This window comes from Hymenobacter edaphi (genome assembly GCF_003258365.1).
Taxonomy (GTDB): domain Bacteria; phylum Bacteroidota; class Bacteroidia; order Cytophagales; family Hymenobacteraceae; genus Solirubrum; species Solirubrum edaphi.
The window spans coordinates 206,665-230,819 of the sequence record NZ_QHKM01000004.1 but is presented as its reverse complement, the minus strand read 5'-3'; the positions used below and the strand labels follow the sequence as shown (position 1 = coordinate 230,819).

24 protein-coding genes are annotated in these 24,155 nt (G+C 64.6%); 21 read left to right on the top strand and 3 right to left on the bottom strand.

All coding sequences use genetic code 11. The features are described from left to right. Positions 1–2 precede the first annotated feature (2 nt). A complete protein-coding gene (locus DLM85_RS14165) occupies positions 3–284 on the top strand; it encodes a hypothetical protein (protein WP_111478769.1) in 282 nt (93 codons plus the stop codon). Positions 285–318: 34 nt separating this feature from the next. Here DLM85_RS14165 and DLM85_RS14160 read toward each other — a convergent pair whose 3' ends face one another. Next, positions 319–1,881: a M28 family metallopeptidase gene (locus DLM85_RS14160; RefSeq protein ID WP_111478768.1), complete on the bottom strand. Its 1,563-nt coding sequence runs from the start codon at positions 1,879–1,881 to the stop codon at positions 319–321. 231 nt (positions 1,882–2,112) lie between these two features. On the opposite strand from DLM85_RS14160, the gene DLM85_RS14155 reads away from it, so the two are divergent. The 14 genes from DLM85_RS14155 (at position 2,113) to DLM85_RS14095 (ending at position 13,878) form a co-directional block, all read left to right on the top strand. Then, on the top strand, positions 2,113–2,907 hold the full coding sequence (locus DLM85_RS14155) for an alpha/beta fold hydrolase (RefSeq protein WP_111478767.1): 795 nt from the start codon (positions 2,113–2,115) through the stop codon (positions 2,905–2,907). Between the two features lie 84 nt (positions 2,908–2,991). Further along, the gene (locus DLM85_RS14150; RefSeq protein ID WP_111478766.1) at positions 2,992–3,966 is read left to right on the top strand and encodes a proline iminopeptidase-family hydrolase; all 975 of its coding nucleotides are present in this window, start codon (positions 2,992–2,994) and stop codon (positions 3,964–3,966) included. 29 nt (positions 3,967–3,995) lie between these two features. Then, positions 3,996–4,286: a putative quinol monooxygenase gene (locus tag DLM85_RS14145; RefSeq protein WP_111478765.1), complete on the top strand. Its 291-nt coding sequence runs from the start codon at positions 3,996–3,998 to the stop codon at positions 4,284–4,286. 17 nt (positions 4,287–4,303) lie between these two features. Then, on the top strand, positions 4,304–4,690 hold the full coding sequence (locus tag DLM85_RS14140) for a DUF4274 domain-containing protein (RefSeq protein WP_111478764.1): 387 nt from the start codon (positions 4,304–4,306) through the stop codon (positions 4,688–4,690). A 201-nt stretch (positions 4,691–4,891) separates the two neighbouring features. After that, the gene (locus DLM85_RS14135) at positions 4,892–5,386 is read left to right on the top strand and encodes a hypothetical protein (RefSeq protein ID WP_111478763.1); all 495 of its coding nucleotides are present in this window, start codon (positions 4,892–4,894) and stop codon (positions 5,384–5,386) included. Positions 5,387–5,444: 58 nt separating this feature from the next. After that, positions 5,445–7,256 (top strand): ABC transporter ATP-binding protein, encoded by a 1,812-nt coding sequence (locus tag DLM85_RS14130; RefSeq protein ID WP_111478762.1) that lies wholly within the window; start codon positions 5,445–5,447, stop codon positions 7,254–7,256. A gap of 37 nt (positions 7,257–7,293) precedes the next feature. After that, on the top strand, positions 7,294–7,908 hold the full coding sequence (locus tag DLM85_RS25080) for a hypothetical protein (protein ID WP_133257059.1): 615 nt from the start codon (positions 7,294–7,296) through the stop codon (positions 7,906–7,908). 36 nt (positions 7,909–7,944) lie between these two features. Then, positions 7,945–8,208 carry a barstar family protein gene (locus DLM85_RS14125; RefSeq protein WP_111478761.1) on the top strand — a complete coding sequence of 88 codons (264 nt, stop codon included), beginning with the start codon at positions 7,945–7,947 and terminating at the stop codon, positions 8,206–8,208. A gap of 160 nt (positions 8,209–8,368) precedes the next feature. Further along, positions 8,369–9,445 carry an SDR family oxidoreductase gene (locus DLM85_RS14120; protein ID WP_111478760.1) on the top strand — a complete coding sequence of 359 codons (1,077 nt, stop codon included), beginning with the start codon at positions 8,369–8,371 and terminating at the stop codon, positions 9,443–9,445. A gap of 300 nt (positions 9,446–9,745) precedes the next feature. Then, positions 9,746–10,762, top strand: coding sequence for a hypothetical protein (locus tag DLM85_RS14115; RefSeq protein WP_111478759.1), 1,017 nt, complete (start codon positions 9,746–9,748; stop codon positions 10,760–10,762). An 89-nt stretch (positions 10,763–10,851) separates the two neighbouring features. After that, complete coding sequence (locus DLM85_RS14110; protein ID WP_111478758.1) at positions 10,852–11,661, top strand: SDR family NAD(P)-dependent oxidoreductase; 810 nt, start codon at positions 10,852–10,854, stop codon at positions 11,659–11,661. Positions 11,662–11,822: 161 nt separating this feature from the next. Further along, on the top strand, positions 11,823–12,554 hold the full coding sequence (locus DLM85_RS14105) for a hypothetical protein (protein ID WP_111478757.1): 732 nt from the start codon (positions 11,823–11,825) through the stop codon (positions 12,552–12,554). A gap of 144 nt (positions 12,555–12,698) precedes the next feature. Continuing rightward, positions 12,699–13,142 (top strand): inner membrane protein YiaA, encoded by a 444-nt coding sequence (gene yiaA / locus DLM85_RS14100; protein WP_111478756.1) that lies wholly within the window; start codon positions 12,699–12,701, stop codon positions 13,140–13,142. 58 nt (positions 13,143–13,200) lie between these two features. Continuing rightward, positions 13,201–13,878, top strand: a complete 678-nt coding sequence (locus tag DLM85_RS14095) for a hypothetical protein (protein WP_111478755.1) — start codon at positions 13,201–13,203, stop codon at positions 13,876–13,878. A gap of 73 nt (positions 13,879–13,951) precedes the next feature. Here DLM85_RS14095 and DLM85_RS14090 read toward each other — a convergent pair whose 3' ends face one another. Further along, positions 13,952–16,096, bottom strand: coding sequence for a carboxy terminal-processing peptidase (locus DLM85_RS14090; protein ID WP_111478754.1), 2,145 nt, complete (start codon positions 16,094–16,096; stop codon positions 13,952–13,954). 488 nt (positions 16,097–16,584) lie between these two features. Between DLM85_RS14090 and DLM85_RS14085 the strand changes: the two genes are divergently transcribed. From DLM85_RS14085 to DLM85_RS14060, 6 genes are all read left to right on the top strand, one after another. After that, positions 16,585–17,265, top strand: coding sequence for a metallophosphoesterase (locus DLM85_RS14085; RefSeq protein ID WP_165822140.1), 681 nt, complete (start codon positions 16,585–16,587; stop codon positions 17,263–17,265). Between the two features lie 41 nt (positions 17,266–17,306). Next, on the top strand, positions 17,307–17,654 hold the full coding sequence (locus DLM85_RS14080; RefSeq protein WP_111478752.1) for an MmcQ/YjbR family DNA-binding protein: 348 nt from the start codon (positions 17,307–17,309) through the stop codon (positions 17,652–17,654). A 1-nt stretch (position 17,655) separates the two neighbouring features. After that, positions 17,656–18,114 (top strand): hypothetical protein, encoded by a 459-nt coding sequence (locus DLM85_RS14075; protein WP_111478751.1) that lies wholly within the window; start codon positions 17,656–17,658, stop codon positions 18,112–18,114. Between the two features lie 131 nt (positions 18,115–18,245). Continuing rightward, entirely contained in the window at positions 18,246–18,941 is a 696-nt protein-coding gene (locus DLM85_RS14070) for a hypothetical protein (RefSeq protein WP_111478750.1), read from the top strand. 417 nt (positions 18,942–19,358) lie between these two features. After that, entirely contained in the window at positions 19,359–20,222 is an 864-nt protein-coding gene (locus tag DLM85_RS14065; protein WP_111478749.1) for a carboxypeptidase-like regulatory domain-containing protein, read from the top strand. Between the two features lie 56 nt (positions 20,223–20,278). Next, positions 20,279–21,949: an FAD-binding dehydrogenase gene (locus DLM85_RS14060; RefSeq protein WP_111478748.1), complete on the top strand. Its 1,671-nt coding sequence runs from the start codon at positions 20,279–20,281 to the stop codon at positions 21,947–21,949. 40 nt (positions 21,950–21,989) lie between these two features. Here DLM85_RS14060 and DLM85_RS14055 read toward each other — a convergent pair whose 3' ends face one another. Continuing rightward, positions 21,990–24,089: a tetratricopeptide repeat-containing sensor histidine kinase gene (locus DLM85_RS14055; protein ID WP_111478747.1), complete on the bottom strand. Its 2,100-nt coding sequence runs from the start codon at positions 24,087–24,089 to the stop codon at positions 21,990–21,992. Between the last annotated feature and the right edge of the window lie 66 nt (positions 24,090–24,155).

Sequence of the window (24,155 nt, the reverse complement as noted above, 5' to 3'; positions counted from 1 at the left end):
TATTGCTGTTGCTGCTCCCTCTACTTTGGATATTAACCCTTTACTTGCTTTCGGACTGGCCGCATTTTCGGCGTTTCCTGTGGTTCAACAGGTTGCTTTTGCTGGGTTACGTAGTAGTGCTCCTAGGCACCGAATGGCAGAGCTTCGGCCATGACGAGTACGGCTTGGGCAAACTACTCCTTGCGTTACTGGTGCTGATAGCGCATGTGGTGTCCGGCGTGGTATTCGCCTTCGGATACTACCTGTTGGCTCTATTCCGCGCAAACAACAAGCCCCACCAGTAACCTGGCGGGGCTTGTTGTTGATTTCCGGCACCTTTTACGACTTCGCCTGCGGCTGGGGCAGCGGCTTGCGCGGCAGCTTCTGGTCGCGCATGGCGGCATTATACACGAACGAGGCCACGATGACCGAGGCCTGCTTCAGGTCGTCGGGCTGCAGCCGCTCGTAGGTGTCCATGTTGGTGTGGTGGGTGCGGGTGTTGTAGTCGAGGCCGTCCTGGATGAACTGGAAGCCGGGTAGCCCCACCGCGTCGAAGGCCAGGTGGTCGGTGCCGCCGGTGTTGCGGGGCGTGACGGTGGTGGCGCCGAGGTCGGCGAAGGGCCGCAGCCACTCGGCGAAGATGGGCTGCGCCTGCTCGTTGCCCTGGGCGTAGATGCCGCGGATTTTGCCCGAGCCGTTGTCGAGGTTGAAGTAGGCGGCCAGCTTTTCGTGCTCCGGCAGCAGCTTCATGGTGGCCGGGTCGCCGAAGTGGTTTTTCACGTAGTTGCGCGAGCCGTGCAGGCCCTGCTCCTCCTCGCCCCACAAGGCCACGCGGATGGTGCGGCGCGGCTTCACGTTCAGCGTCTTCAGAATGCGCACGGCTTCCATCATCACGGCGCAGCCGGCGGCGTTGTCGGTGGCGCCGGTGGCGGCGTGCCAGGAGTCGAGGTGGGCGCCGAGCATTACCACTTCGCTTTTCAGCTTCCGGTCGGTGCCGGGAATTTCGGCCACCACGTTGTAGCCCTTCAGGTCCTGGGTCTGGAAACGGGTTTTCGTGTCCATTTCCAGCTCCACCCCAATGCCGGCTTCCACCAGCCGGATCAGCCGCAGCTGGTCTTCGGGCGCCATTTCGATTTCGGGCAGCACGGGCTTGGCGTCGGCGGCGTAGGGGGCGCCGTTGGAGGTGAAGAAGGTACCGTGCGAGCCGCCGCGGGTGCTGAGCACGGCCGCGGCGCCTTCCGCTAGGAACATTTCCGTCATCTTGGTGCGCAGGGCGGCGCGGGCGCGGAAGGCCGTGCGGGCGGCCTCGTCGCCGCCTTCGCGGGCGGGGCGGGGCTCGGCGGGCGCGGTCATCTTCTGTAGCTCCTCATCAGTGTAGCGCTTGGCATCGGCGGCGAAGGTGGTTTTGGGCTCCGAGGCCACTTCCGTCAGCACGATTTTGTCGCGCAGTTGGCCTTTGTACTTGTCGAGGTCGGCCTCGGTGGCGGCTTTCACCAGCACTACCTGCTTTTTCAGCACGCCATTTGTGCCCGGCGTCCAGGCTTTCGGCGCCCCGATCATGGCGTGGTAGTAGGGCGCCGTCATGGCCACGTACGACTTCTCGATGTCCCAGCCGCGGCCGAAGTCGCCCCAGGGTTCAATTTTCGCGTTCGACAGGCCCCACAGCGCCAGCTGCTTCTGCGTCCACTCGTTGGCGCGCTTCAGGCCCTCGGAGTTGGCGAGGCGCGGCCCGCACACGTCGGTAAGGTAAAACGCGGTTTCCATGACTTTGGAGCGGTTCATTCCTTCGTCGCGGATTTTGGCCAGGGTGGCCTGGTCGAGTTTTTCGGCGGCCTGCTGGGCCAGTGCAGGGGCCGGGGCGCTGAGGCCGTAGGCAAGGGCCAGGTAGAACAGTTTTTGCATGGGGGCAGCGAATAGAGTTTCGGCAGTGTGAGGGCCGAAGAAACGCGAAAGGGACGAGGTTTCCGCGGCAGCGTTGCGCCAAAGTAGCCTCTCCCGATTTGGGGCGGGAAGCCGGATGGTGGGCAGTGCAGCAGCACCGGCCCGTTGATACTTTCCCAATATGAAATTGGCTTGCATCAACCACCAAAGCTTCCTAATATCATAGGCAAGATCCGTCAACCGCTACTGGCCATGAGTGTTCTGAAACGCAACAACGTGCACGTAGCCGGCCGGGGGCAGCGCACCCTGCTGTTTGTCAACGGCTTCGGCTGCGACCAGACGATCTGGCGCTACATCCTGCCGGCGCTGGCCGAGCAGTACCGCCTGGTGCTCTTCGACCACGTGGGGGCGGGCCTCTCCGATGCCCGGGCCTACGACCCGGCCAAGTACGCCTCGCTGCACGGCTACGCGCAGGACGTGCTCGACGTGTGCGCCGAGCTGGCCCTGACCGACGTCACGCTGGTAGGCCACTCCGTCGGGGCCATGATCGGGGCGCTGGCGGCCATTCGGGAACCGGAGCGGTTTCAGCGCCTGCTGCTGCTCTGCCCCTCGCCCTGCTACCTCAACGAAGCCGACTACCACGGCGGCTTCGACCGGGCCGATATCGAAAACATGCTCGGCTTCATGGAGCGCGACTTCGTGGAGTGGGCCGATACGTTTGCCCCGCTTATCATGGGCAACCCCGACCGCCCCACCCTCTCGGCCGAGCTGATCCACAGCTTCTGCCAGAACGACCCGGCCATTGCCAAGCAGTTTGCCCGCGTCACCTTCCTCTCCGACAACCGCCCCGACCTGGCCCGGCTGCACACGCCCTGCCTGCTGGTGCAGTGCGCCGAAGACCTGATTGCCCCGCTGGAAGTGGGCGACTACCTGCGCAAGGCCCTCCCCGCTGCGACGCTGGTGACGCTGCCGGTGAGCGGGCACTGCCCGCACGTGAGTGCCCCGCGCGAGACGCTGGCAGCCATGGAAGCCTACATGGCGGCATAGCGCCTCCCTCTGCTTCACCGGCAGAATTTGCGCATCTTCGGGCCGATCTTAGGTATTCTCCGGCCCTTTCCCACTTATCATCCCGTGCTGTTTCGCTGGCTGCTCTCCGCTTCGCTGCTGTTCTGTTCCCTGTTGGCCGCCGCCCAGTCGCCGGCGCCCGATAGCTCCTACCAGGCCAAGATGCGCGCCCCGGGCGTGCAGATGATTACCATCGACGGCAAGTACAAAGTCTGGACGCAGAAGGTGGGCGCAGGCAAGATCAAGCTGCTGGTGCTGCACGGCGGCCCCGGCAACACCCACGAGTACTTCGAGAACTTTCCCGAGCACCTGGCCGCGGAGGGCGTGGAGCTGTACTACTACGACCAGCTCAACTCCTTCCACTCCGACAAAACCGACGACAAGAGCGTCTGGACCATTCCGCGCTTCGTGGAAGAGATAGAGCAGGTGCGCCAGGGCCTGGGCCTCGACCATTTTTACCTGCTGGGCCACTCCTGGGGCGGCATGCTGGCCCTGGAGTACGCGGCCAAGTATCCGCAGCACCTGAAAGGGCTGATTACCTCCAACATCGGCTACAAGGCCACCGTGTTCAACCAGCACCGCTATGGGTTGTACATCGACATCATTCGCCGCCACCAGGCCAAGGAGGGCAAAACCGTGGCCGGGCTCGACACGATGGGGCTGCGGAACCTGACGACGTACATCACGCCGGCGGTGCAGACGGAGTTTCGGCAGCTGCACATGATGCGCCTGAAGCCGGAGCCGCCCGTGTTTACCCGCAGCCAGGCGCACGTCATCCGCAAGTACGCGGGCGTGATGCTGCCCACCATGGTTTCCTGGGACTTCAGCAGCCGCCTGGCCAGCATTCAGCCGCCCACGCTGGTCATCGGCTCGCAGTACGACTACGTGCCCGTGGCCGACATTGCCTACATGCAGCGCCACATTCCGCGCTGCCAGCAGTACATCTGCCCGGCCGGCTCGCACTACGCCATGTGGGACGACCCGCAGCACTACTTCCCGGCCCTGATCAAGTTTCTGCGCAAGACGGAGCGGAAAAGCTAACTTCCGGGCGCACCCTTTCCCTCCGCGCCATGACCGTCGAATACATCCGCTACCGCATCAGCGCCGAGCAGCAGCCGGCCTTTCTCGCAGCCATCCGCGCCGCCAACGAAATGCTGGACGCCGCGCCCGAGTGCCTGCGCTACGAGCTGACGCACTGCGAGGAAGACCCTGCGCGGTTTGTCTGGCGCATCGAGTGGATGTCGGTGGAGCGGCACCTGCAGGGCTTCCGCAAGAGTGCGGAGTTCCCGGCGTTTTTTCAGCTGGTGAAGCCGTTTTACGAGGGCATCGAGGAGATGCAGCACTACGCGGTAGTGGAGTAGGCCACCAACAGCTATGTATGTATTTCCTATCGAAGAGCCGGACTGATTTTATTCAAACGCATTTTATCGGCACTGCGGCCAAGGGCATGATTCCTGATTTGGCCCGGTTTCAGCAACTCCGCTCGGCAGCGGAACTACACTACCTGGCGGATGCCTACAATTGGGACGACGGAGTAACCGTGCTCGACTGGGTAATCAACAGCCCAACGTGCGACTATGGCACGGCGCTGCTGATTTTCTGGCGCGCTCAGCCCGATTTCTACACCGAATTTGCCAATGAGCAGGAGGCGGATGAGGAAGGCTTTTTTTCAGTTGCTGCAGACCATCATTTGCAAATGGGAAGCCGGCTTTTACCAAAACCGCCGTATTGCATACAACCCGGCTGCAGATACGGAGGACATTGAATACGAGCGGCCCAATGCGAAGTGGCCTATTCCCGCAGCGTTCAGGTTAGCTAATTCAGGGCAAGTTATGGTGGCACAGGAAGCGGTGGCGAAATGGCTTGCTGCCACGATGCACTGGCTGAAGAACTGGCGCCGTCGGCGCAAGCGTAGAAACTGAACCGCCCGGTAGTTCGCTCTTGATTTCGTCATTTTGGTGTTGCCATGCATTTCTCCTCCACGGCCGAATACTACGCCTGTGTTGACGCGCATTTTGGGCTGGGCGGCCCGGGCGTCGGCCTGGACTTTAGCCGTACCGGGTCGTTACGCTCACGCGAAGTCGCCGCCGTTGCGTTGGAAGAGCCCGTTGTGCTGCCCCCATCCCACTTCTCCCCGCTTTTTCCGCAAGCGGCGCTGTTTATCGAGGAAATTCTGTTGGCGAAGCGCCTTCTACACTCGGCCAATTGGCTGCGCGTCAACTACGACGATGATGCCCTCAACTCCTGGGTCGGCATAGGCTCGTTGAGTTTCCGGCAGAACTGGCAACTGTTTATCCTCGCTTCGCTGAGCACCACCCGCGCCGCCGAAGCTGGTGACACCGCAATGGTGCTGTTCGATTCCTACTTTGACTGGGCCGTGCACCTGGAGCTTTCCCAGCAGGATGCCACGCTTGCCGTGGAGGTGTATCAGCGGGATTATCCAGCTGCCGTAGCCCAATAAATAACCCCGCCCCCACCCCGCTCGTCTAACCGGCTACCACCTACTGCGTAGCCGTTCCATGAGCCTTTGGGAAATTATTCAGCGCCTGCTGCCGTACGTGCGCCCCTACCGCGGGCTCATCATTGCCACCCTGCTGCTCACGCTGGTGGGCTCGTTGGCGGCGCAGGTGAATCCCTTCGTGCTGCGCTACACGGTGGATACGGTGCAGCGGCTGCTGGGCCAGAACGCCACGCTGGCCCAGGGCATGCCCCTGCTGCTGGCGGTGAGCGGGCTGCTGCTGGGCAAGGAAATCATCAACACCCTGATTCAGTTCGGGCAGAAGTTCTACGGCGAGAAAATCCGCATCAACGTGTCGAGCAACCTGATGCACGACGCGGTGGAGCGGGTGGTGAACTACCAGCTCGGCTTCTACGCCGACACCGGCAACCAGACCGGCAAGCTCCAAACGCGCATCGACCGGGGCGTGGAAAGCCTGATGAAGCTGGTGCAGAATTTCTTTATTGACATTCTGCCGCTGTTCGCCAATTCCATCGTGGCCCTGGTGGTCATGTTTATGGCCAACGTGTACGTGGGGCTGGTGGCCGTGGCGGTACTGCCGGTGTACTTCTGGCTCAGCTACCGACAGGCCGACAAGCTCAACGGCACCCGCCGGGCCCTGCGCGGCCTGCGCGAGGCCCGCAGCCAGGGCCTGGTGAACCTCATCGACTCGGCCGTGGTCATCAAGAGCTTCGTGCGCGAGGACTACGAGGCCCGCAAGCAAAACCAGCAGCAGGACGCGCTGCAGGAAGCCCAGCTGCAGACGCGCAAAACCAACTTCCTCTACGACGGCCTCAAAACTTTCACCGAGCAGATCGGGGTGGTGCTCATCATCATCCTGACGGCCTACCTGGTGCTCGACCGGCAGATCAGCATCGGGGCCATCATGTTCCACATCCTGCTGTTCAACAACGTGTCGGCCCCGATCCGGCAGCTGCACCGCATCTACGACGAGATGAACGACGCGCTGACCTACTCCGAGGGCTTCTTCGACATTCTGGATGCCCGCGACGCCCGGGAGCCCACCGGCCCGCTGCAGCCGGAGCACCTCACCGGCACCTTCGACATCTGCAACGTGGACTTCACCTACCCCAGCGGCACCCAGGCCCTGCACGACGTGTGCCTGCGCATCGAAGCGGGCAAAACCACCGCGCTGGTCGGGCTGAGCGGAGCCGGCAAGAGCACCATCATCAATTTGCTCTGCAAGTTCTACGAGCCCCAGCGCGGACAGATGCTGCTCGACGGCCAGCCCCTGGCCGACTACGACACCCACGCCCTGCGCCAGCAAATCGGGCTGGTGCTGCAGAAAAACCACATTTTCAAGGGCACCATCGAGGAAAACATCCGCTACGGGCTGATGGACGCCACGCTGGAGCAGATTCAGCATGCGGCCCGGCAGGCGTATTTGCACGAGCAGATCATGGACCTGCCCAAGGGCTACCAGTCCGACGCTCAGCAGCTCTCGGGCGGGCAGCAGCAGCGCATTGCCATTGCCCGGCTGTTCCTCAAGAACCCACCCATCATCTTCCTCGACGAGCCCACCGCCTCCCTCGACGCCATTGCCACCGAGCAAATCAAAAACTCGCTCGACGCCATCAAAAAGGGCCGCACCGTGGTCATCATCTCCCACAGCCTGGCCCAGATTGTCGACTCCGACGTCATCTACGTGATGAAGCAGGGCCACATGGTGGAAAGCGGCACCCACGAGCAGCTCTACGACCTGCGCGGCACCTACCGCGAGATATTCGACGCCTCGGCCCGCAGCCTCAACATCGAGAAACTGGCCCGGGTGCTGGTGGACGATGGGGATGAGGTGGAGGATACGGCGGCGTGAGATGTGGAAATCCTGGCCAGGCTGCATCCATCTTTACATGAGAAGTATTTTCTGCGTCGCCTTTATCCTATGCACCATTTACAACTGCATTGGACAGCGCATTATTTCACCAGCAGTTATTTCTCCTACCTCTACTTACGTCAAAGGCAACAACTTTGAAGGGGCTATTTTTTCCAGCGAGTATAATCCTGACCTGGGTGTATTTGATATAACCCGATCCTTCAGACAATATCAGGCCGGCATTTCCCATCGGTTTACGCCATCATTTTCCCAAGCAGAGTTAGCAGAACGCATCCTGCAGAAGAATTTACGCCACCATAACCGCAAAACTGCATATCAGGGAAGAGGCTATGGTCCGGTCATCCATAGGCGACTGAAAAAGTATCAGCGTCAGTATTTAGGTTACACCTCAAGCGACAACGAGCAGATAATATTCATAAATGCTAGCTGGGAGCGGCACACGCTGATTGACAGATTGCAGGATTTGTATCCACGCGATGAAACCTGGAAATCTGATTATAAGCTTGTACTGGACGGGGGCAGCTATTATTGGTGCATTGAGGTCAATTTAACCACAGGCAAGCTTGCAGGCCTTGGCGTCAATGGCATAGCCTCTTTTCGGCCAGGCTTGCGCGAGTCTGGCGAAGTATAATTTCATGATGATCTGCTTCTTTCTCAACTGCTGCCTATGACCCTCGACCTGACCGGCATTACCAGCAAAGCCGCCATTCACCAATTGTTCAAGGAGCAGTTGGGCTTTGAAGACTGGTACGGCCCAAGCTGGGACGCTTTCTGGGATTCTATCGTGGCCATCGTGGAAATGCCGGAGCAGCTTACCCTGACCAACTGGGAGGAGTTTGCCCGCTGCTGCCCGCGCGACATGCAGATTCTGCGACAGGTAATGCAGGACTACGCCGTGGAAATGGCTCCGAAGCGTATTGTACTGGCCTGATATGCCGGGCAATCCGCAGGCGGCGGCCCGCGGCGTATCGGCCTCCGACGGCCCGTTGAGCGGCGTTCGGTAGACCACCCACCGGCAACCATTCCCCGTTTCAGCTGTTCCCAAAGCTTCTACCGCGCAATTCCGTGCCGGTACAGCCTCAAACAGCATCATGATTTCTGACTCCAATACCATTGCCCTGGTCGTGGGCGCAAGCGGCATCATCGGCAGCAACCTGGCCCAGGAGCTGCTGCATGGCGGCTGGACGACCTACGGCTTGGCCCGCAACCCCGGCACCGACGTGGCTGGCCTGCGCCCGGTAGCGGCCGACTTGCTCGACCCGGCCGGCCTGGCAGCGGCCTTGGCCGAGGTGCAGCCGACCCACGTGTTTATCACCAGCTGGCTGCGCCAGGACACGGAAGCGGAGAACATCCGCGTCAACGCCGGCATGGTGCGCAACCTGCTCGCGGCCCTGTCGCCGAAGGGCACGGTGCGGCACGTGGCGCTGGTGACCGGCCTGAAGCACTACCTCGGGCCCTTCGATGCCTACGCCAAAAGCGGCACGCTGCCCCTCACGCCGCTTCGCGAGGAACAGCCCCGCCTGCCGCTCCCCAACTTCTACTACGCCCAGGAAGACGAGGTGTACGCCGCCGCCCGCGACGGGTTTACGTGGAGCGTGCACCGCCCGCACACCGTCATCGGCAAGGCCGTGGGCAACCAGATGAACATGGGCACCACGCTGGCCGTGTACGCTACCATCTGCCGCGAAACGGGGCGCAAGTTCCAGTTTCCCGGCTCCGCAGCCCAGTGGAACGGCCTTTCCGACGTGACCGACGCCCGCGTGCTGGCCCAGCAGCTGGTGTGGGCCGCCACCACCGACGCCGCCCGCAACGAAGCCTTCAACATCGTGAACGGGGACGTGTTCCGCTGGAGCTGGCTGTGGCCCCGCCTGGCCGCGTGGTTTGGCGTGGAGGCGGCGGGCTTCGACGGCACCGTGCGCCCCCTGGAAGCCGAGCTGGCCCACGACGCCGCCCTGTGGCGCGAAATTGCCGAGCGCCACGGCTTGGCCGAGCCCGACCTGAACCGCCTGGCCTCGCCCTGGCACACCGACCTGGACCTGGGGCGGCCGCTGGAGGTGATGACCGACATGACGAAGAGCCGGAAGCGGGGCTTCCTGGTGTACCAGTCCACGGAGGACTCGTTTTTCGACCTGTTCGAGCAGCTGCGCGCCGACCGCCTGATTCCGTAGCCGACTGCTCGGCTGCCCGTGCGCCGCTCCTGATTGCTCCTGCGCGAGCCGTCAGGAGCGGCGTTCATTTTTAGCCGGTCCCACGTCTTACCGCCCAGAAAGCACCCCAGCGGGCCGGTCTGATGCCATGCCAGCCGGGGCCGAGCAACCACGGCCGGCTACGCAGATGCCGCCCTCGCATGGCCGGCGGGGCGGTTGGACTAGGCAAGGACCGTTGCCGCACCCGACAACGCCCTTCCCTGCCCATCTTTGCGTTGCTCCGCCCCTCGTCGCGGACGTGTTACCCAGCCATTTTCCCGCATGTCGCCTCTCCAGCGTCTCCTTCTTCTCCTCCTGCTGAGCCTGCCCGCTACCCTGGCCAGCGCCCAGAAGATTCCGTTTGCCATCCGTACGCTGCCCCTGCCCCAGGAAATTGCCGACAAAAACAACCAGTTTTCGGGGCTGTGCATCCGCAACGAGCAAGTGCTGCTGCTTGGGGAGAGCCGCCTGCAGGAGGGGGCCGAGGCCAAAATCTACGGCATCCACCTGGGCAGCGTGAGCGAGCTGCTGGCCGGCAAGGCGAAGGAGTTGGACTACAAAAAATACGCTATCCGGGGCCTGGAGCGCGTGCGCGCCCGCATCGATAGTCTGGGCCAGATCTACGAGGGCCTGGAGGGCCTCACCTTCATCGGCGACGTGGCCTACATCTCCATCGAAACCACCACGCCCTCGCCCTACTGCTACCTGATCCGGGGCACGATAAACGACGAGGACGCCTACCTCACGCTTGACCCGGGCTTCCTGGTGCCGCTGCCCAAGCCCGCCCTGCTCGACGGCACCCACGTCCACAACGCCGGCTTCGAGTCCCTGGTCAGCCACCACCAGCGCGTACTGGCCCTGTTCGAGTACAATTACTTCGGCCACGACAACTACGCCTTCGAGCTGCCCACCACCGCCCCCACGCCCGACGTGCCGCGCTACGTGCCCGTCGACCGTCTGCCCTTCCGCGTGACGGACCTGACGCCCGTCGGCGAGGGCCGCTTCACGGCCATCAACTACTTCTACAAGGGCGACGACGACGCCGTGTACCGCCCCGCCGCCGGGGATGCCAACGCCCGCTTCGTGCAGGAAGGCAGCGGCTACAAAAACTACTGCCGCCTCATCAGCGTGCGCTACAAGGGCGGCAAGCTGAGCTGGAAGCCGCTGCTGGAGCTGCCCGCCGAGTACATGACCTACAACTGGGAAGGCCTGGCAGCTTACAAGGACGGTTACTTCCTGATCAACGACAAGTACGGCCCCTCCAACCAGTCGACGCTGGTGTATTTGCAGAAGAAGTAGCGGCGGCCCGCGCCTGCCAAGCCCGACCGTAACCGCTGCGGGAATCGGTGCGTTAGGTTTTATCCACAACCAAACGTCCTTATTCCATCATGGCAACTACCCAAACGGCCCTTATCACCGGCGGTACCAGCGGCATCGGCCGCGAGCTGGCCAACTGCTTCGCGCAGGACCGGCACAACCTCATTCTGGTCGCCCGCAACGAGCAGGAGCTGGCCCGGACGGCCCAGGAAATCCAGCAGCAGTACGGCGTGCAGGTCACCACCATTGCCAAGGACCTGTTCCGGCGCGAGGCCCCGTTCGAGCTCTACGACGAGGTCAAGGGCCGGGGCCTGCAGGTCGACATCCTGGTGAACGACGCCGGGCAGGGCCAGTACGGCACCTTCGACACCACCGACATTCAGCGCGAGCTGGACATCATTCAGCTCAACTGCGGGGCCTACGTGGCCCTGACCAAGCTCTACCTGCAGGAAATGCTGGCCCGCCACGAGGGCAAGATTCTGCTGGTGGGCAGCATTGCCGGGCAGCTCCCCGGTCCGCTGCAGGCCGTGTACCACGCCACCAAGGCCTTCGTCAACTCCTTCGCCACGTCCATTCAGGAGGAAAACAAGGACAGCAAGGTCACCATCACCAACCTGCTGCCCGGCCTGACCGACACCGACTTCTTCAACAAAGCCGACATGACGCGCGCCGAAAACGTGGCCGAGAAGAAAGGCATGATGCCGCCCGCCGACGTGGCCAAGGACGGCTACCAGGCCCTGATGGCCGGCCAGAACCGCGTCATCTCGGGCCTGATGAACAAGGTGCAGGTAACGGCCAGCAACGTGATTCCCGACGAGCTGGTGGCGGCCAAGGTGCACAACGAGAGCAAGCCCGTCGACGGCGACGAAAGCGCCCGGTAAGCGGCCCTCAGCTCCCGCCTAAAAGCCTGCCCGTTTCGTACGGGCGGGCTTTTTTTAGTGCCTTTCTGTTTGGGAGCCCGCCCGCCGCCCAACCGGCTGCTGGAGCGCGGGCAGTATTATATTTACGGCCTCCATTGCTGCCGTACTCATAGCTACCCCCAATGCGCTTACTCCCTTCCCTCGCCGTGGCCGCCGCCCTGCTGCTGGCCAACTGCTCCGGCGGCACGAACGACGATTTCAGCCCCCGCGCAATCCTGTACGACGCCACGGGCCGCTACCACGCCGGGCCCACCATCTACGCCTCCAGTCCCATCCTGATCCTCACCCAGAACGGGGTCATCAACGACAAGCCCCGGGTGGACCGCTTTCTGGCGCGGCGGCCCTGGGCGGCCGGGTACTTCTCGCACACCGATGTGCCCGTCGGCAACGCCACCCTCACGCTGACGTTCCGCGGCGCCAACCAGGCCACCATCACCACCGGCACCCCCACCGCCGTCGACAGCTTCCGCACCGAAATAACCGAGCGGGAGCCTGACTACTTGGTGCTCAGGCAGCTGGACACGGCCCGCGTGATGAAGCCCATTACCACCGGCTGCATGACGCGCGTCAACCAGCTGGCCGAGGCGGTGCTCCAGACCCGCCACGACCAGACCTGCCAGGCCATGTCGCCGGTGACGGGCTACTCGCAGTACTGCCAGGTGCGCCGCGTGCGCGTGCTCAAGGCCCGGAAGAAGGACCTTACCATTCCGCTGGTCAGCTGCCTGGTGCAGTCGGGCAGCTGCCAGTCGGCTTACACCGGCGAGTGGAACCTGCTCAACGAATCGGTGCAAAGCCTGCTCGGCGCCGGCGACACGGTGGTGGTACAGGAGCGCGAAATTCAGCTGCTGCGCTAGCCCGCCGGCCGCCCTCTAAGGCGCCGCGCCAAAAGTCAGATACAGCGGGCTTTTGGCGCGGCGTTGGCGTGTGCAGACCAGTATATTAGCCGTCGTTAATGTCAACTGGCGGCCACCTTCGCGTGGCCGCCGCAAGCACCCGCCATGAACCAACAACCTTCAACCGCCTTCGTGGGCGCCTCCTGGGCGGCCTTGCTCATTGGCATGCTGGCCTACAACATCGGCCTGTGGAACGCGCAGATGGCCCTGAACGAAAAGGGCTACTATTTCGCCGTGCTCATGTACGGGCTGTTCGCCGCCATTTCGGTGCAGAAGAGCGTGCGCGACCGGCTGGAGGGCATCCCGGTCACCAACCTGTACTACGCCATCAGCTGGTTTTCCACGGTGCTGTGCGTGCTGCTGCTGGTCGTGGGCCTGTGGCACGCCACGCTCACGCTCAGCGAAAAGGGCTTCTACGCCATGGCTTTCACGCTGAGCCTGTTTGCCGCCATTGCCGTGCAGAAAAACACCCGCGACAACCACCGCCCCGGCGACGACAAGGAGCCGCGCCGCGTGGAGGAACGCCCGCGGGTGGAGCAGGAAGCTTAAGCCGGCCGCGCGTTTTTAGCCGACGAACAAGTTACTGCAGCTTATTCCCTCTATTCTGTTGCTCCCGCTGCTGGCCCTGACGAGCCCGCCGCCCGCCCGGCATCAGCCCGTTTATCCCTACGAAGCCGCTATCATTCAGGACGCTGACGCGTACACCAATGTGCGGACAGACGCGAACGGCCGGGCGGCCATCAATGCCACCGTGCGGGCGGGCGAAGTTTTCCTGTACGACACGGAAGCCTACATTCAGCAGCGGGAATGGATCAGCGTAAACGTCCCGCGCGGCCGGTTCTGCCCCGAGGTTCAGCCTCTGGGCTACATGCACCGCAGTCGTATCCGGCCCGTATCCAGCCTGCCGGCCTGCCGCCCGCCGGAGATGGTGTATAAGTGCACCCTCGTTCCCTTTCGCCGGCAGGCTCACCGCATCAAGTACGGTCCGGCCCCCGGCAGCCCTTGGGTGGAAACCATCGACGGCCTGCGGCCCTGGGGCGTCGACGGCACGATGCCGCGCACGGAAACCAGCCGGCTGCAGGTGGTCGTTGCCGGCCAGCCGGTGGCCATACCGGCTTCCCTGTATCGTAACCTGTACAATGGCTCCGCGGAGTTCAACGCGTACAAAAACGGCTCCACCTACTTCGTGGTGCAGTTCAACAGCGACGGGGCCGGCAGCTACGGGCTGGTGTGGGTGCTGAAGCCAACCGGCCTTGTGCAGCGGGTGCTGACCGATGATTGTTAGTCGTACCTCTTAATGCCAAACGCCCCGCCGCGAAGCTTCGCGACGGGGCGTTTTCAGTTGGCAGTAGCGGCGGTTACAGCTCGTCCTGAATCACGGCTACGGCTTCGCGCAGCGTCAGGTCCTTGCGCAGCGGGGCAATGAAGCGCTGGGCGCGGCCATTCTGCACGCTGTCGGCGGCGGCGGCGGCCAGGGCCGTCACGTTCAGGGCCGTGGTCTGCTGCTGAATGGTTTTGAACTTCTCGTTCAGGGCGCGGCCTTCCTTCTGCTGGGCGCGGTAGCTGGCCAGGTTCAAGGACTCGCGGGTTTCCTCGCGGCGCTTGGCCATGCCCTGCACCGCGTCGGTGAGCAGGCGGAACGAGGGGTTGGCGGCCACGCGGGCGTTGCTGGCGGCCTTGAGCTTGGCCACGGGCGGGGCACTAACCCAGGGCTGGTACTTGGCCGGCGTGATTTCGTCCCAGGGCAGCGGGTAGTCGGTGTCCTGCTCGCCGTCGGCCAGGGTGCTGTAGGCGTCGGGCACCATGATGTCGGGCGTGACGCCCTTGAACTGGGTGCTGGAGCCCGTCACGCGGTAGTATTTCTGAATGGTCATCTTCAGCGAGCCGAAGGGCTTGTAGGCCGCCAGCTCGGGGTTCATCATGTCGTCGAGTTCGAACACGCGCTGCACCGTGCCCTTGCCGTAGGTCAGGTTGCCCATGATGACGCCGCGCTGGTAGTCCTGAATGGCCCCGGCCAGGATTTCGGAGGCCGAGGCACTGTAGCGGTTCACCAGCACCACCAGCGGGCCCTCGTACTGGGTTTTGCTGTCCGGGTCGCTCACCACTTCGGCGGCGCGCTGCCGGCTTTTCACCTGCACCATGGGCCCGCCGGGCACGAACAGGCCCGCCATTTCGGCCGCGTCGTACAAAGAGCCGCCGCCGTTGAAGCGCAAATCGAGCACCACGCCCTGCACGTTCTGGGCCTTGAGCTTGTCCAGCTCCTGGCGCACGTCCTGGGCCGAGTTGCGGCCGCCGTTGCGGTTGAAGTCGGCGTAGAAGCTGGGCAGCAGGATGTAGCCGATTTTCTTGCCGCCCTCGTTGATGACGGCCGACTGCGCGTAGGTTTCCTCGATGACCACGATGTCGCGGATAATGGGAATGACCTTGACGCTGCCGTCGGGCTTTTTCACCGTCAGGCGCACCTCCGTGCCTTTCTTGCCCCGGATCATCTGCACCACCTTATCCAGGCGCATGCCCTCCACGGCCACCGGCTCGGCGGCGCCCTGGGCCACGCGCTGCACCACGTCGCCGGCCTTCAGCTCGCCCTGGCGGTGCGAGGCCGAGCCCGGCACGATGTAGGTGACCAGGATCTGGCCGTCCTTTTCCCCCATCTGGGCGCCGGTGCCTTCGAGGCGCCCGGTCACGGCAATGTCGAAGTTGGTTTTGTCCTTGGGCGCGAAGTACTCCGAGTGCGGGTCGAAGGTGTTGGCAATGGTGTTGGCAAACGCGGTCAGGCGGTCGGCCTCGTCGGTCTGCAGCAGGTCGTTGAAGTACTCGTCGTAGTACTTGAGCACCTGCTTGCGGGCGTCGGCCTCCAGCTGGGCGGCGGTGCGCACCGGGGCCGAGAGGGTAGCGTCGGAGGGCTTGGCGCCGGCGGCGGCCAGGGCCTTGGTCTGCTGCCGCTCCTGCTCGTCCAGCAGCTCCGAGAGGCGCGTCATGGTCTGGTACTTGAGCAGGCGGCGCCACAGCTCGCGGCGGCCGGCCTCGTCGGCGGGGTAGCTGAGCTTGTCGGTGTCGGTTTCGAAGGTTTCCTGGGCCGTGAAGTCGAAGGGCTGGGCCAGCAGCTCGCGGTAGATGGCCTGGGCCTCGCGCTGGCGCTGGTTGATGAGCTTGGTGCTGAGGTCCAGAAACTCGCTCTTGCCCTGCTTCACCTCGTTGTCGATGCCGGTTTCGTAGCGCTGCAGCTGCTTGATGTCGCTCTGCAGCAGGAATTTCTTGCCCGCGTCGAGGCGCTTGAGGTAGAGCGCGTACACGCGGCGCGAGAAGGCGTCGTCGATTTGCTCGGGCTGCACGTGGGCCACCGTCATGCCCTGGGCCACGGTGCCGAGCAGCACCTGCTTTTTCTGGGGCGGCACGCCGTCGGCCGGGGCCGCCGCGTGCGGGGTGAAGGAGCCGGGAATGGCCAGCAGAAAGCCCGGCAGCAGCACCGAGAAGAAACCGAGGGAAGAGCGGAAAGGCGCCATACGGTGGGCGGGGAAAAGCGGAAACGAGGATGCGGGCGGGAGAACCGTAAGTGTGCGCGGGCCGGGGCAAACCGGCCGGCCCGGAGTGGCGCAACTTAGCTCCAATATAACTTACTTCATCTAGACACGCGTTGCCGGGGCGGGTTGCACTCCTCGCATGATCATGTTATAGGCGCTGGGTCGGTTTCATTTGTCCTGAGGGCCGCAGTGCGTCTGTAAGCTCTGGCTACCTTCCCTTTCCATGATTCTGCTGCAAGGCATGCTGGCGGCGTCCATTGTCTTTCTCTGGGTTGTCGGCAGTGGTTTTTGAGTGGTGGGCTTACCGCTGCTACTGCTTTCCTTCGTAGCCGATGCCCCCAACGCCTGCTACAACCGCCGCGTATGGCCCGGGTTGTCGCACCGCGGGACGACGCGCGCCGACTTGCTGCTGTGCGCGTTCTTCCTTACCGGGTGCCTACCGCAGACCTGATCAACTGACTGCTTCTCCCATGGAAACCTACGTCCTCGGCGACATGCACGGCGCGGCCCGCGCCCTGGCGCAGGTGCTGGAGCGCAGCCCTTTCCGCCCGGGCCTCGACCGGCTCATCCAGCTCGGCGACGTGGCCGACGGCTGGCCCGAAACGCCGCGCTGCGTGGAGCTGCTGCTGGCCATTCCGAACAGCATCTGGCTGACCGGCAACCACGACTGGTGGACGGCTGCGTGGCTGGCCACCAAGCCCGCCGCCGCAGATGTCAGCCCGAGTTGGCTGAGCCAGGGCGGCCGCGCTACCTACGACGCCTACCGCACCGGCCCGCCCGAGCACCTTGACCGGCACCTCCAGGCGTTTTTTGGCCGGCAGAAACCCTACCACGAAGACGAGCGGGGCAACCTCTACGTGCACGCCGGCTACGACCCCGCCGTGCCCATAGCCGCGCAGGACTCGTTCGATTTGTTCTGGACGCGCGACTTGTGGCAGCAGCACCAGCGCGCCGCGGCCTACCACGAGTGCTTTATCGGCCACACGCCCACCTGGCCCGCCCACTCCGCGCCCGCGCAGCGCCAGAACGTGTGGAACCTCGACCAGGGCGCGGGCTACGGCGGCCGTCTGACCATGCTCAACGTGCGCACCAAGGAGTACGTGCAGAGCGACCCGGTGCCCGAGCTGTACCCCGGCATTCAGGGCCGGTAGCGCGGCCCGCCGGTTGTAGCTTTGGGCTTACGCCTGTGCCCATGACCATCGAAGACCTGCAAACCCTCTGCCGCCAGCTGCCCGGCGTGACCGAAGACATCAAGTGGGACCATCACCTGTGCTTCAACGTGGGCGGCAAGATGTTCCTTATCACCTCCCCCGACGAGGTGCCGCCCACGGCCTCGTTCAAGGCCACGCCCGAGCAGTTCGAGCAGCTGATCGGGCAGCCCGGGTTTGCCCCGGCCTCGCACCTGGCCCGCTACCACTGGGTGCACCTCGACGACGTAGCCCGCCTGAACCCGGCGCGCTGGGCGCAGCTTATCCGCGAATCGTACCGGCTGGTGGTGGAAAAGCTGCCCCTGAAGGTGCGCCGGCAGCTCAGCGCCTAAGATGCGGCTGCTCCGGCTTCTGGGCGTCGTCGCGCTAGGGTTTGGGCAGGCGGTGCTGGCCCTGCTGCACTACCTCGTGTCGTACACCTTCGACGAGGCCGCCGGGCTTTCCCGCCCCGAGCCCAGCGAGCGGGCGTTGTTGGCGCTGCACGGCCTGAACGCGGCGTACCTGTTTGTCGTCGCGCTGGGGCTGCTGCGGCCACGCCCGAAGGGCCTGCCCCGCCCCGGCTGGGCGGTGCGCAGCAGTACGGTGTTGCTGCTGGTGGCCAACCTGGCCTACGCGGTTTTTCACCTTTATCTGTTTTATCAGCTGGTGCACGAGCCAGCCGGCGGGCACCGGCGCCGCGTGCTGCTCACCATCGGCGGGCAATGGCTGCTGACGCTACCGGTGCTGGCGCTGCTGACCGCGGCGCTGTACAGGCAGCGGCGGACCGCGCGGAGGCGCGGCCCCGAGGCCTAAAAATCCGGGCTGGCACTAGTATAAATACCGCGCTGGCACGGGTACCCCCGCGTGGGCCGGGCTGGTACCTTGCAGCTGCTTGGGCCCGCCATTGGCGGGGCCCTTTTGTTCACCGGTTAAGGTTACTGCGCATGCCTGCTTACCAGATCTATTTCGATAACTTCTTCGCGACGCTGCCTATTTCCCGCGTCAACTTCAAGGCCCTGGGCACGGCGGTGTGCACGGCCCTGCGCGAGGCCGAACTGCCGTCCGTCTTCGCCCCGCACCTCACGGAGCTGGCCGCCGCCCTCGATGCCTTCGACGTGAACCTGACCGAGGCCGGCGGGGCCACCGCGGGCAGCACCGAGGCCTTCCGGGCGGCCCGCAAAGACTGGCTGGCCTTCGTCGACGACACGATGAAGGACTACGTGACGCCGCGCCTGCGCAAACTGCCCGTGTACGCCGACTTTCGGCAGTACCAGAAGAGTCATCTGGCCCGGCTCGATCAGGCCAGCCTCTTGCAGCAGTCGAAAAATCTGCTGGCCCTCTACGAAACCCACCACGCGGCCCTGCACTACCCCGCCCTGCCCGCCGACGCCCGCGCCGTGTACCAGCAGCTCACCCAGGCCGACAACGCCCGCACCATCGCCGAGGCCGTCATCGACGCGGCCCGCGTGTCCATTTCGGGCGACTGGCTGCGGCTGGCCCGCGCCCTGCGCCGCGTGAAGGCCCAGCTGGAGCTGCACTTCGACGAGCCCGCCGCCGTGTACCGCTTTTTCGACTTCGGCAAGGTGCGCAAGTACAGCCGCAAGGCCCCCGCACCGGTGGCCAGCGCCTCGGCCGCCTGATCCGAAGCCCCGATGCAGTTGTGCGCAGCGGCCCACGAGTACTCGCGGGCCGCTGTTGCATTAGCAGAAATCCGCTCCGCCTACTCACGAGGGGCTGCTACGGATGGCGGAATCCCTCCTGAGTACTCGTGAAGGGGCTTGCTGGATTGATTGGGCCGGTACGAGTACTCAGGAGGGATTCCGCTGGCTGAGTATATGGCTCATGAGTACTCGTGACGCTCAACTACGGCGCACAAAGAGCTTCATGAGTAGCCGGGAGGCGCAGCAGTAGAGCGTGCGGTCTGGCAGGTCTGCTCGCGAAGCGTTTTGGGCGCCAAGGCAGTGCGCTATTCACCTTGCCGACCGTTTTCGGGAGGAGCGGCGTGTGTAATTGCGTGGTTGGTAGCATCCAATAGCCGAACCTTACTGGCTATTTCCATGCAGCTGCTTACTGTCTTATGCCTCAGCTTACTGCTGAGTATGCCACTACTAGCGCAACGCACCATCGTCGGGCGGGTCACGGACCGTTTTACTGGTGAAGGAATACCCGGCGTTACGGTGATGCAGAGCCGCAGTGACAACGCTACCAGCACTGCTGCCGACGGCACGTTCTTATTCAAGTGCATACCCGCTGACAGTACGAGCGTTTCGTTGAGTTTTTCATCTATCGGCTACATGACCGTTGAGCAGCTGGTAGTTGCTGCTGATTCAGTCCGTATAGCTCTTAGCGGCGGCACACGGTGCAACCTAGCTCCCGATGCAATTATTGAGCTGGTCAGCGGATTGCGTCACACGCCGTTTGGCGGACGGCTCCAAGCGTATGGCTACCGATTTTCGCTGCCGTTGCGGGCTACTATTGGCTACCAGACTGATTTTCGGCGCAATTTCCAACAGCACCTCCAACTTGAATGGCTCGGTCTGCACGTTAGTCACCTAGGTACTTTCAATATAGGCATCCGTCAGCAAGCCGTGCGCAATACTCCTCAGCGGCTCCAATTCAGAAGCCATAGCCTAACGGTGGAGGCCGGTTTCTACCACCGTCTACCCGTATTGCTGCTGGGCGTCGGACGTGCCCGGATCATCGATGAACGGAGCACGGGTTTCGGTTATGAAGGTGGTATCCGGCATTATTTTCAACCTTTCCGTCTCACGTTGCAGCTTACTGCTACGCGGTGGCCGGGCTACTGGCAATGGCAAGGCGAAATCAGTCGCAACATCCAGCGGCTGCGCGTTGCGCTGCTGCTTAACGCGCTGGACCAATACGCGCAGCTAAGCGCCAGCCTGGGCTACTCGCTTTACTGAAGCGTCGGTGCAGCGAAGTCCGTAAGTTGGCGGCCCCACTTCTACCGCGCATTCCCATGACTTCCCCTACTTCCCCCGCCGAAGCCGACGTGCTCATCATCGGGGCCGGGCTGGCGGGCCTGGTGGCCGCCTGCGAGCTGACCGACGCCGGCCGCCGCGTGCTGCTGCTCGACCAGGAGCCCGAGCAAAACCTCGGCGGGCAGGCCTTCTGGTCGTTCGGCGGCCTGCTGCTGGTCGATTCGCCCGAGCAGCGCCGCCTCGGCATCCGCGACTCCTACGAACTGGCCTGGCAGGACTGGTTGGGCACCGCCGGCTTCGACCGCGAAGAGGACCATTGGCCGCGGCGCTGGGCCGAGGCCTACGTGCAGTTTGCGGCCGGCGAAAAGCGTAGCTGGCTGCGCCGGCGCGGCATCCGCTTCTTTCCGGTGGTGGGTTGGGCTGAGCGCGGCGGCTACGGCGCCCTGGGCCCCGGCAACTCGGTGCCGCGCTTCCACGTGACCTGGGGCACCGGCCCGGCCGTGGTGGCGCCCTTCGTGGAGCGCGTGCGCGACGCGGCCCGGCGCGGCCTGCTCACGTTCAAGTTTCGGCATCGCGTGAGCGAGCTGCTGGTGCAGGGCGGCGCGGTGGTGGGCGCCGGCGGCGAAGTGCTGGCCCCCAGCGAAGCGGAGCGCGGGCAGCCTACCTCGCGCGAGGTGGTGGGCGACTTCACATTCCGGGCCCAGGCGGTTATCGTCACGGCCGGGGGCATCGGGGCCAACCACGAGCTGGTGCGCCAGAACTGGCCCGCCCGCCTCGGCGAGCCGCCCCGCCGCCTGCTCTCGGGCGTGCCCGCGCACGTCGACGGGCGCATGCTCGGCATCACCGAGCGGGCCGGCGGGCGCATCATCAACCCCGACCGGATGTGGCACTACACCGAGGGCATAGCGAACTGGGCACCGATCTGGCCGCAACACGGCATCCGCATCCTGCCCGGACCGTCCTCCTTGTGGCTCGATGCGCGGGGCCGCCGCCTGCCCGGCCCGCTCTACCCCGGCTTCGACACGCTGGGTACCCTGCAGCACCTGATGCACACCGGCTACGACTACTCGTGGTTTGTGCTGACGCAGAAGATTATCCGCAAGGAATTTGCCCTTTCGGGCTCGGAGCAGAACCCCGACCTGACCAACAAAAGCGTGCTGCAGACCTTCGGGCGGGTGCGCGGCGGGGTGCCCGGGCCGGTGGCTTCCTTCATGCAGCACGGCGCCGATTTTGTGGTCCGCGAATCGTTGCCGGCACTGGTCGAGGGCATGAACGCGCTGGCAGGCGGCGAGCCGCTGATTGAGCTGGCCGCGCTGGAGCGGGAAATCCGCGCCCGCGACGCGCAACTAACCAACCCGTTCGGCAAAGACGGGCAGATTACGGCCATTCGCGGGGCCCGCGCCTACCTCGGCGACCGGCTCATTCGCACCGCCCCGCCCCACCGCCTGCTCGACCCCGCGGCGGGCCCGCTCATTGCCGTGCGCCTGAACATTCTGACGCGCAAAACCCTCGGCGGCCTGCAGACCGACCTGAGCAGCCGCGTGCTCGGGGCCGACGGGCAGCCGGTGCCGGGCCTCTACGCCGCCGGTGAAGTGGCGGGCTTCGGCGGCGGGGGCATGCACGGCTACCGGGCGCTGGAAGGCACGTTTCTGGGCGGCTGCATCTTCTCGGGCCGCGCGGCCGGCCGGGCCGCGGCCGGCGCCAGCTGAGTGCGGGCGGGGCGGCCGCGCGGGTTACGCCCCGCCTTTTTTATGCCGACAGCGGCGCCAGGGCGGGCACCGGCAGCGTCACCACCAGCTCGGTGAAGGCGCCGGGCTCGGTGTGAAGCGTGAGCATGCCGCCGAGGCTGTGCACAATGTCGCGGCTCAGGGCCAGGCCCAGGCCGGGGCCTTCGTCGGCGGGCTTGGTGCTGAAAAACCGCTCGAACACGTGTGGCTGCGCCTCGGCCGGAATGCCCAGGCCGTTATCGCGCACGCAGATGCGCACCTGCTGCGGGCCGGTGCGCTCGGTGGTCAGCATCACCTGCGGCACGTATTCCGCGGCGTCGTCGGTGGCGGCGTCGGTTTGCTGGCGGCGCTCCTGCACGGCGTAGAAGGCGTTGGCAAAGAGGCTGATGAGCACGCGGCCCAGGTCGTGGCGCACCACTTCCACGGTGCCCACGGCCGGATCGAGGCGGGGCAGCAGGGCCGCGTGGAAGTTGCGCTGCTTGGCGCGCATGTCGTGGTAGGTCAGGCGCAGGTAGTCCTCGGCCAGGGCGTTGAGGTCGGTGGGCTGGCGGGCGGCGGGCTGCGAGCCACCGTACTCCACCATGCCCCGCACGATGCTGCCCGCCCGCTGGCTGTGCTGGCTGATTTTGGCCTGGTGCCGCGCCAGCGTCAGCAGCATCTCGTCGAGCAGCTCTAGGTCGGCGGGCTGCAGCTCCTCGCCCTTCACCAGCTCCAGCCGCAGCTCCTGGCACAGCTGCTCGCTCACGCCGGCCAGGTTGTGAATGGCCTGCGCGGGCTGCTGAATCTCGTGGGCCACGCCGGCCATCAGCTCGCCCAGCGAAGCCATTTTTTCGCGTAGCACCAGCTGTTGCTGGGCGGTACGCAGCTCCTGCAGCATTTCAGCCAGCCGGTCGCGCTGGGTGGTCAGTTCCTGGCTCTGGTGGGTTACCTGGGCGTTGAGGCGCTGCAGCTCGGCGTTGGCCAGGCGCTGGCGGCGGTTGTAGTATCCCAGGCCGAGCACCAGCAGCGCCAGCACGCCCAGGCCGCCCCACAGGGCGTAGTTGCGCAGGCGGGCGGCGTACTCCACGCGCTCATCCTCCAGCTGCTGCAGGCGCTGCTGCTCGGCAAAGCCGATGGCGTCGAGCTGCTTGATGCGCTGGGGGTTGTAGAGGCTGTCCTCGGCCGTTTGCCGGATCAGCAGGTATTTCAGCGTGCTGTCGCGCTGGCGGCGGGCCGCAAACACATCGGCCAGCAGGCGGCTGGTGCGCACCACGCCCACCACGTAGGGCAGCGTCTGGCCCGTTTGCAGGGCGCGGCGGGCGTAGAAGATGCTCGAATCGGTCTGCCCCCGCTCGTGGTACAGCTCGGCCAAGTACTGGTAGGCCCGGCAGGCGCTGCGCCGGTCATTTTCGGGCAGGGCGACGCGGGCGCTGCGGTGATAGTAGTTGATGGCCAGACTGATGCGTCCTTTGGCGGCTTCCAACAGGCCCAGTTCGCGCAGCACGTAGGGCAGCGGGTTGCCCCAATAGCTCTGGGCAATGGTGCGCGAGCGGGTGGTCAGGGCGTAGGCCTGGTTCAGGAAATACGCGGCCGAGTCGAGCTGCCGGCGGCCCACGTAGGTCGAGCCCAGGTTGGTGAGCACGCTCACCAGCTGCGAGTCGTCGAGGTGGGGGCTGTGGTCGTAGATGGCCTTGGCGCGGAAGTAGTAGGCCAGCGCGGGGCGGTGGTCGTCGAGGGCCTGATAGAGCAGGCCGGCCTGATTGAGGGTGCGGGCCGTGCCGTCGGCGTCGCGGGCGGCCTGGTGCAGGTCCAGGGCCCGCAGGTCGGTGCGCAGGGCCTGAGGCAGGTTGCCGCGCTCGGCCTGCAGCAAAGCCAGCCGCGAGAGGCAGCGCCCTTCGCCCTTGGCGTAGCCGATGCGCCGGGCCAGCTCCAGGCCCTGGCTGGCGTAGTGCTGCACCGAGTCGTAGCGCGAGTAGCGGAAGGTGGCGCTCAGGTCGGCCAGCAGCAGCACGCGGGTGGTATCGGCCGTGGCACGGGCCAGGGCGCGGCGCAGGGCGGGCGTTTGCGGGCTCTGGGCGCGGCCCGAAAGTATCAGACCGAACACAAACAGAAACCCAGGCAACAGCGCACGGCAAGACTTCATGCCTGAAAATTAGGCAATAACAAGCATTCTATATAAGCCCTTGTGCGGCAGGCGGTAGCCCCGCAG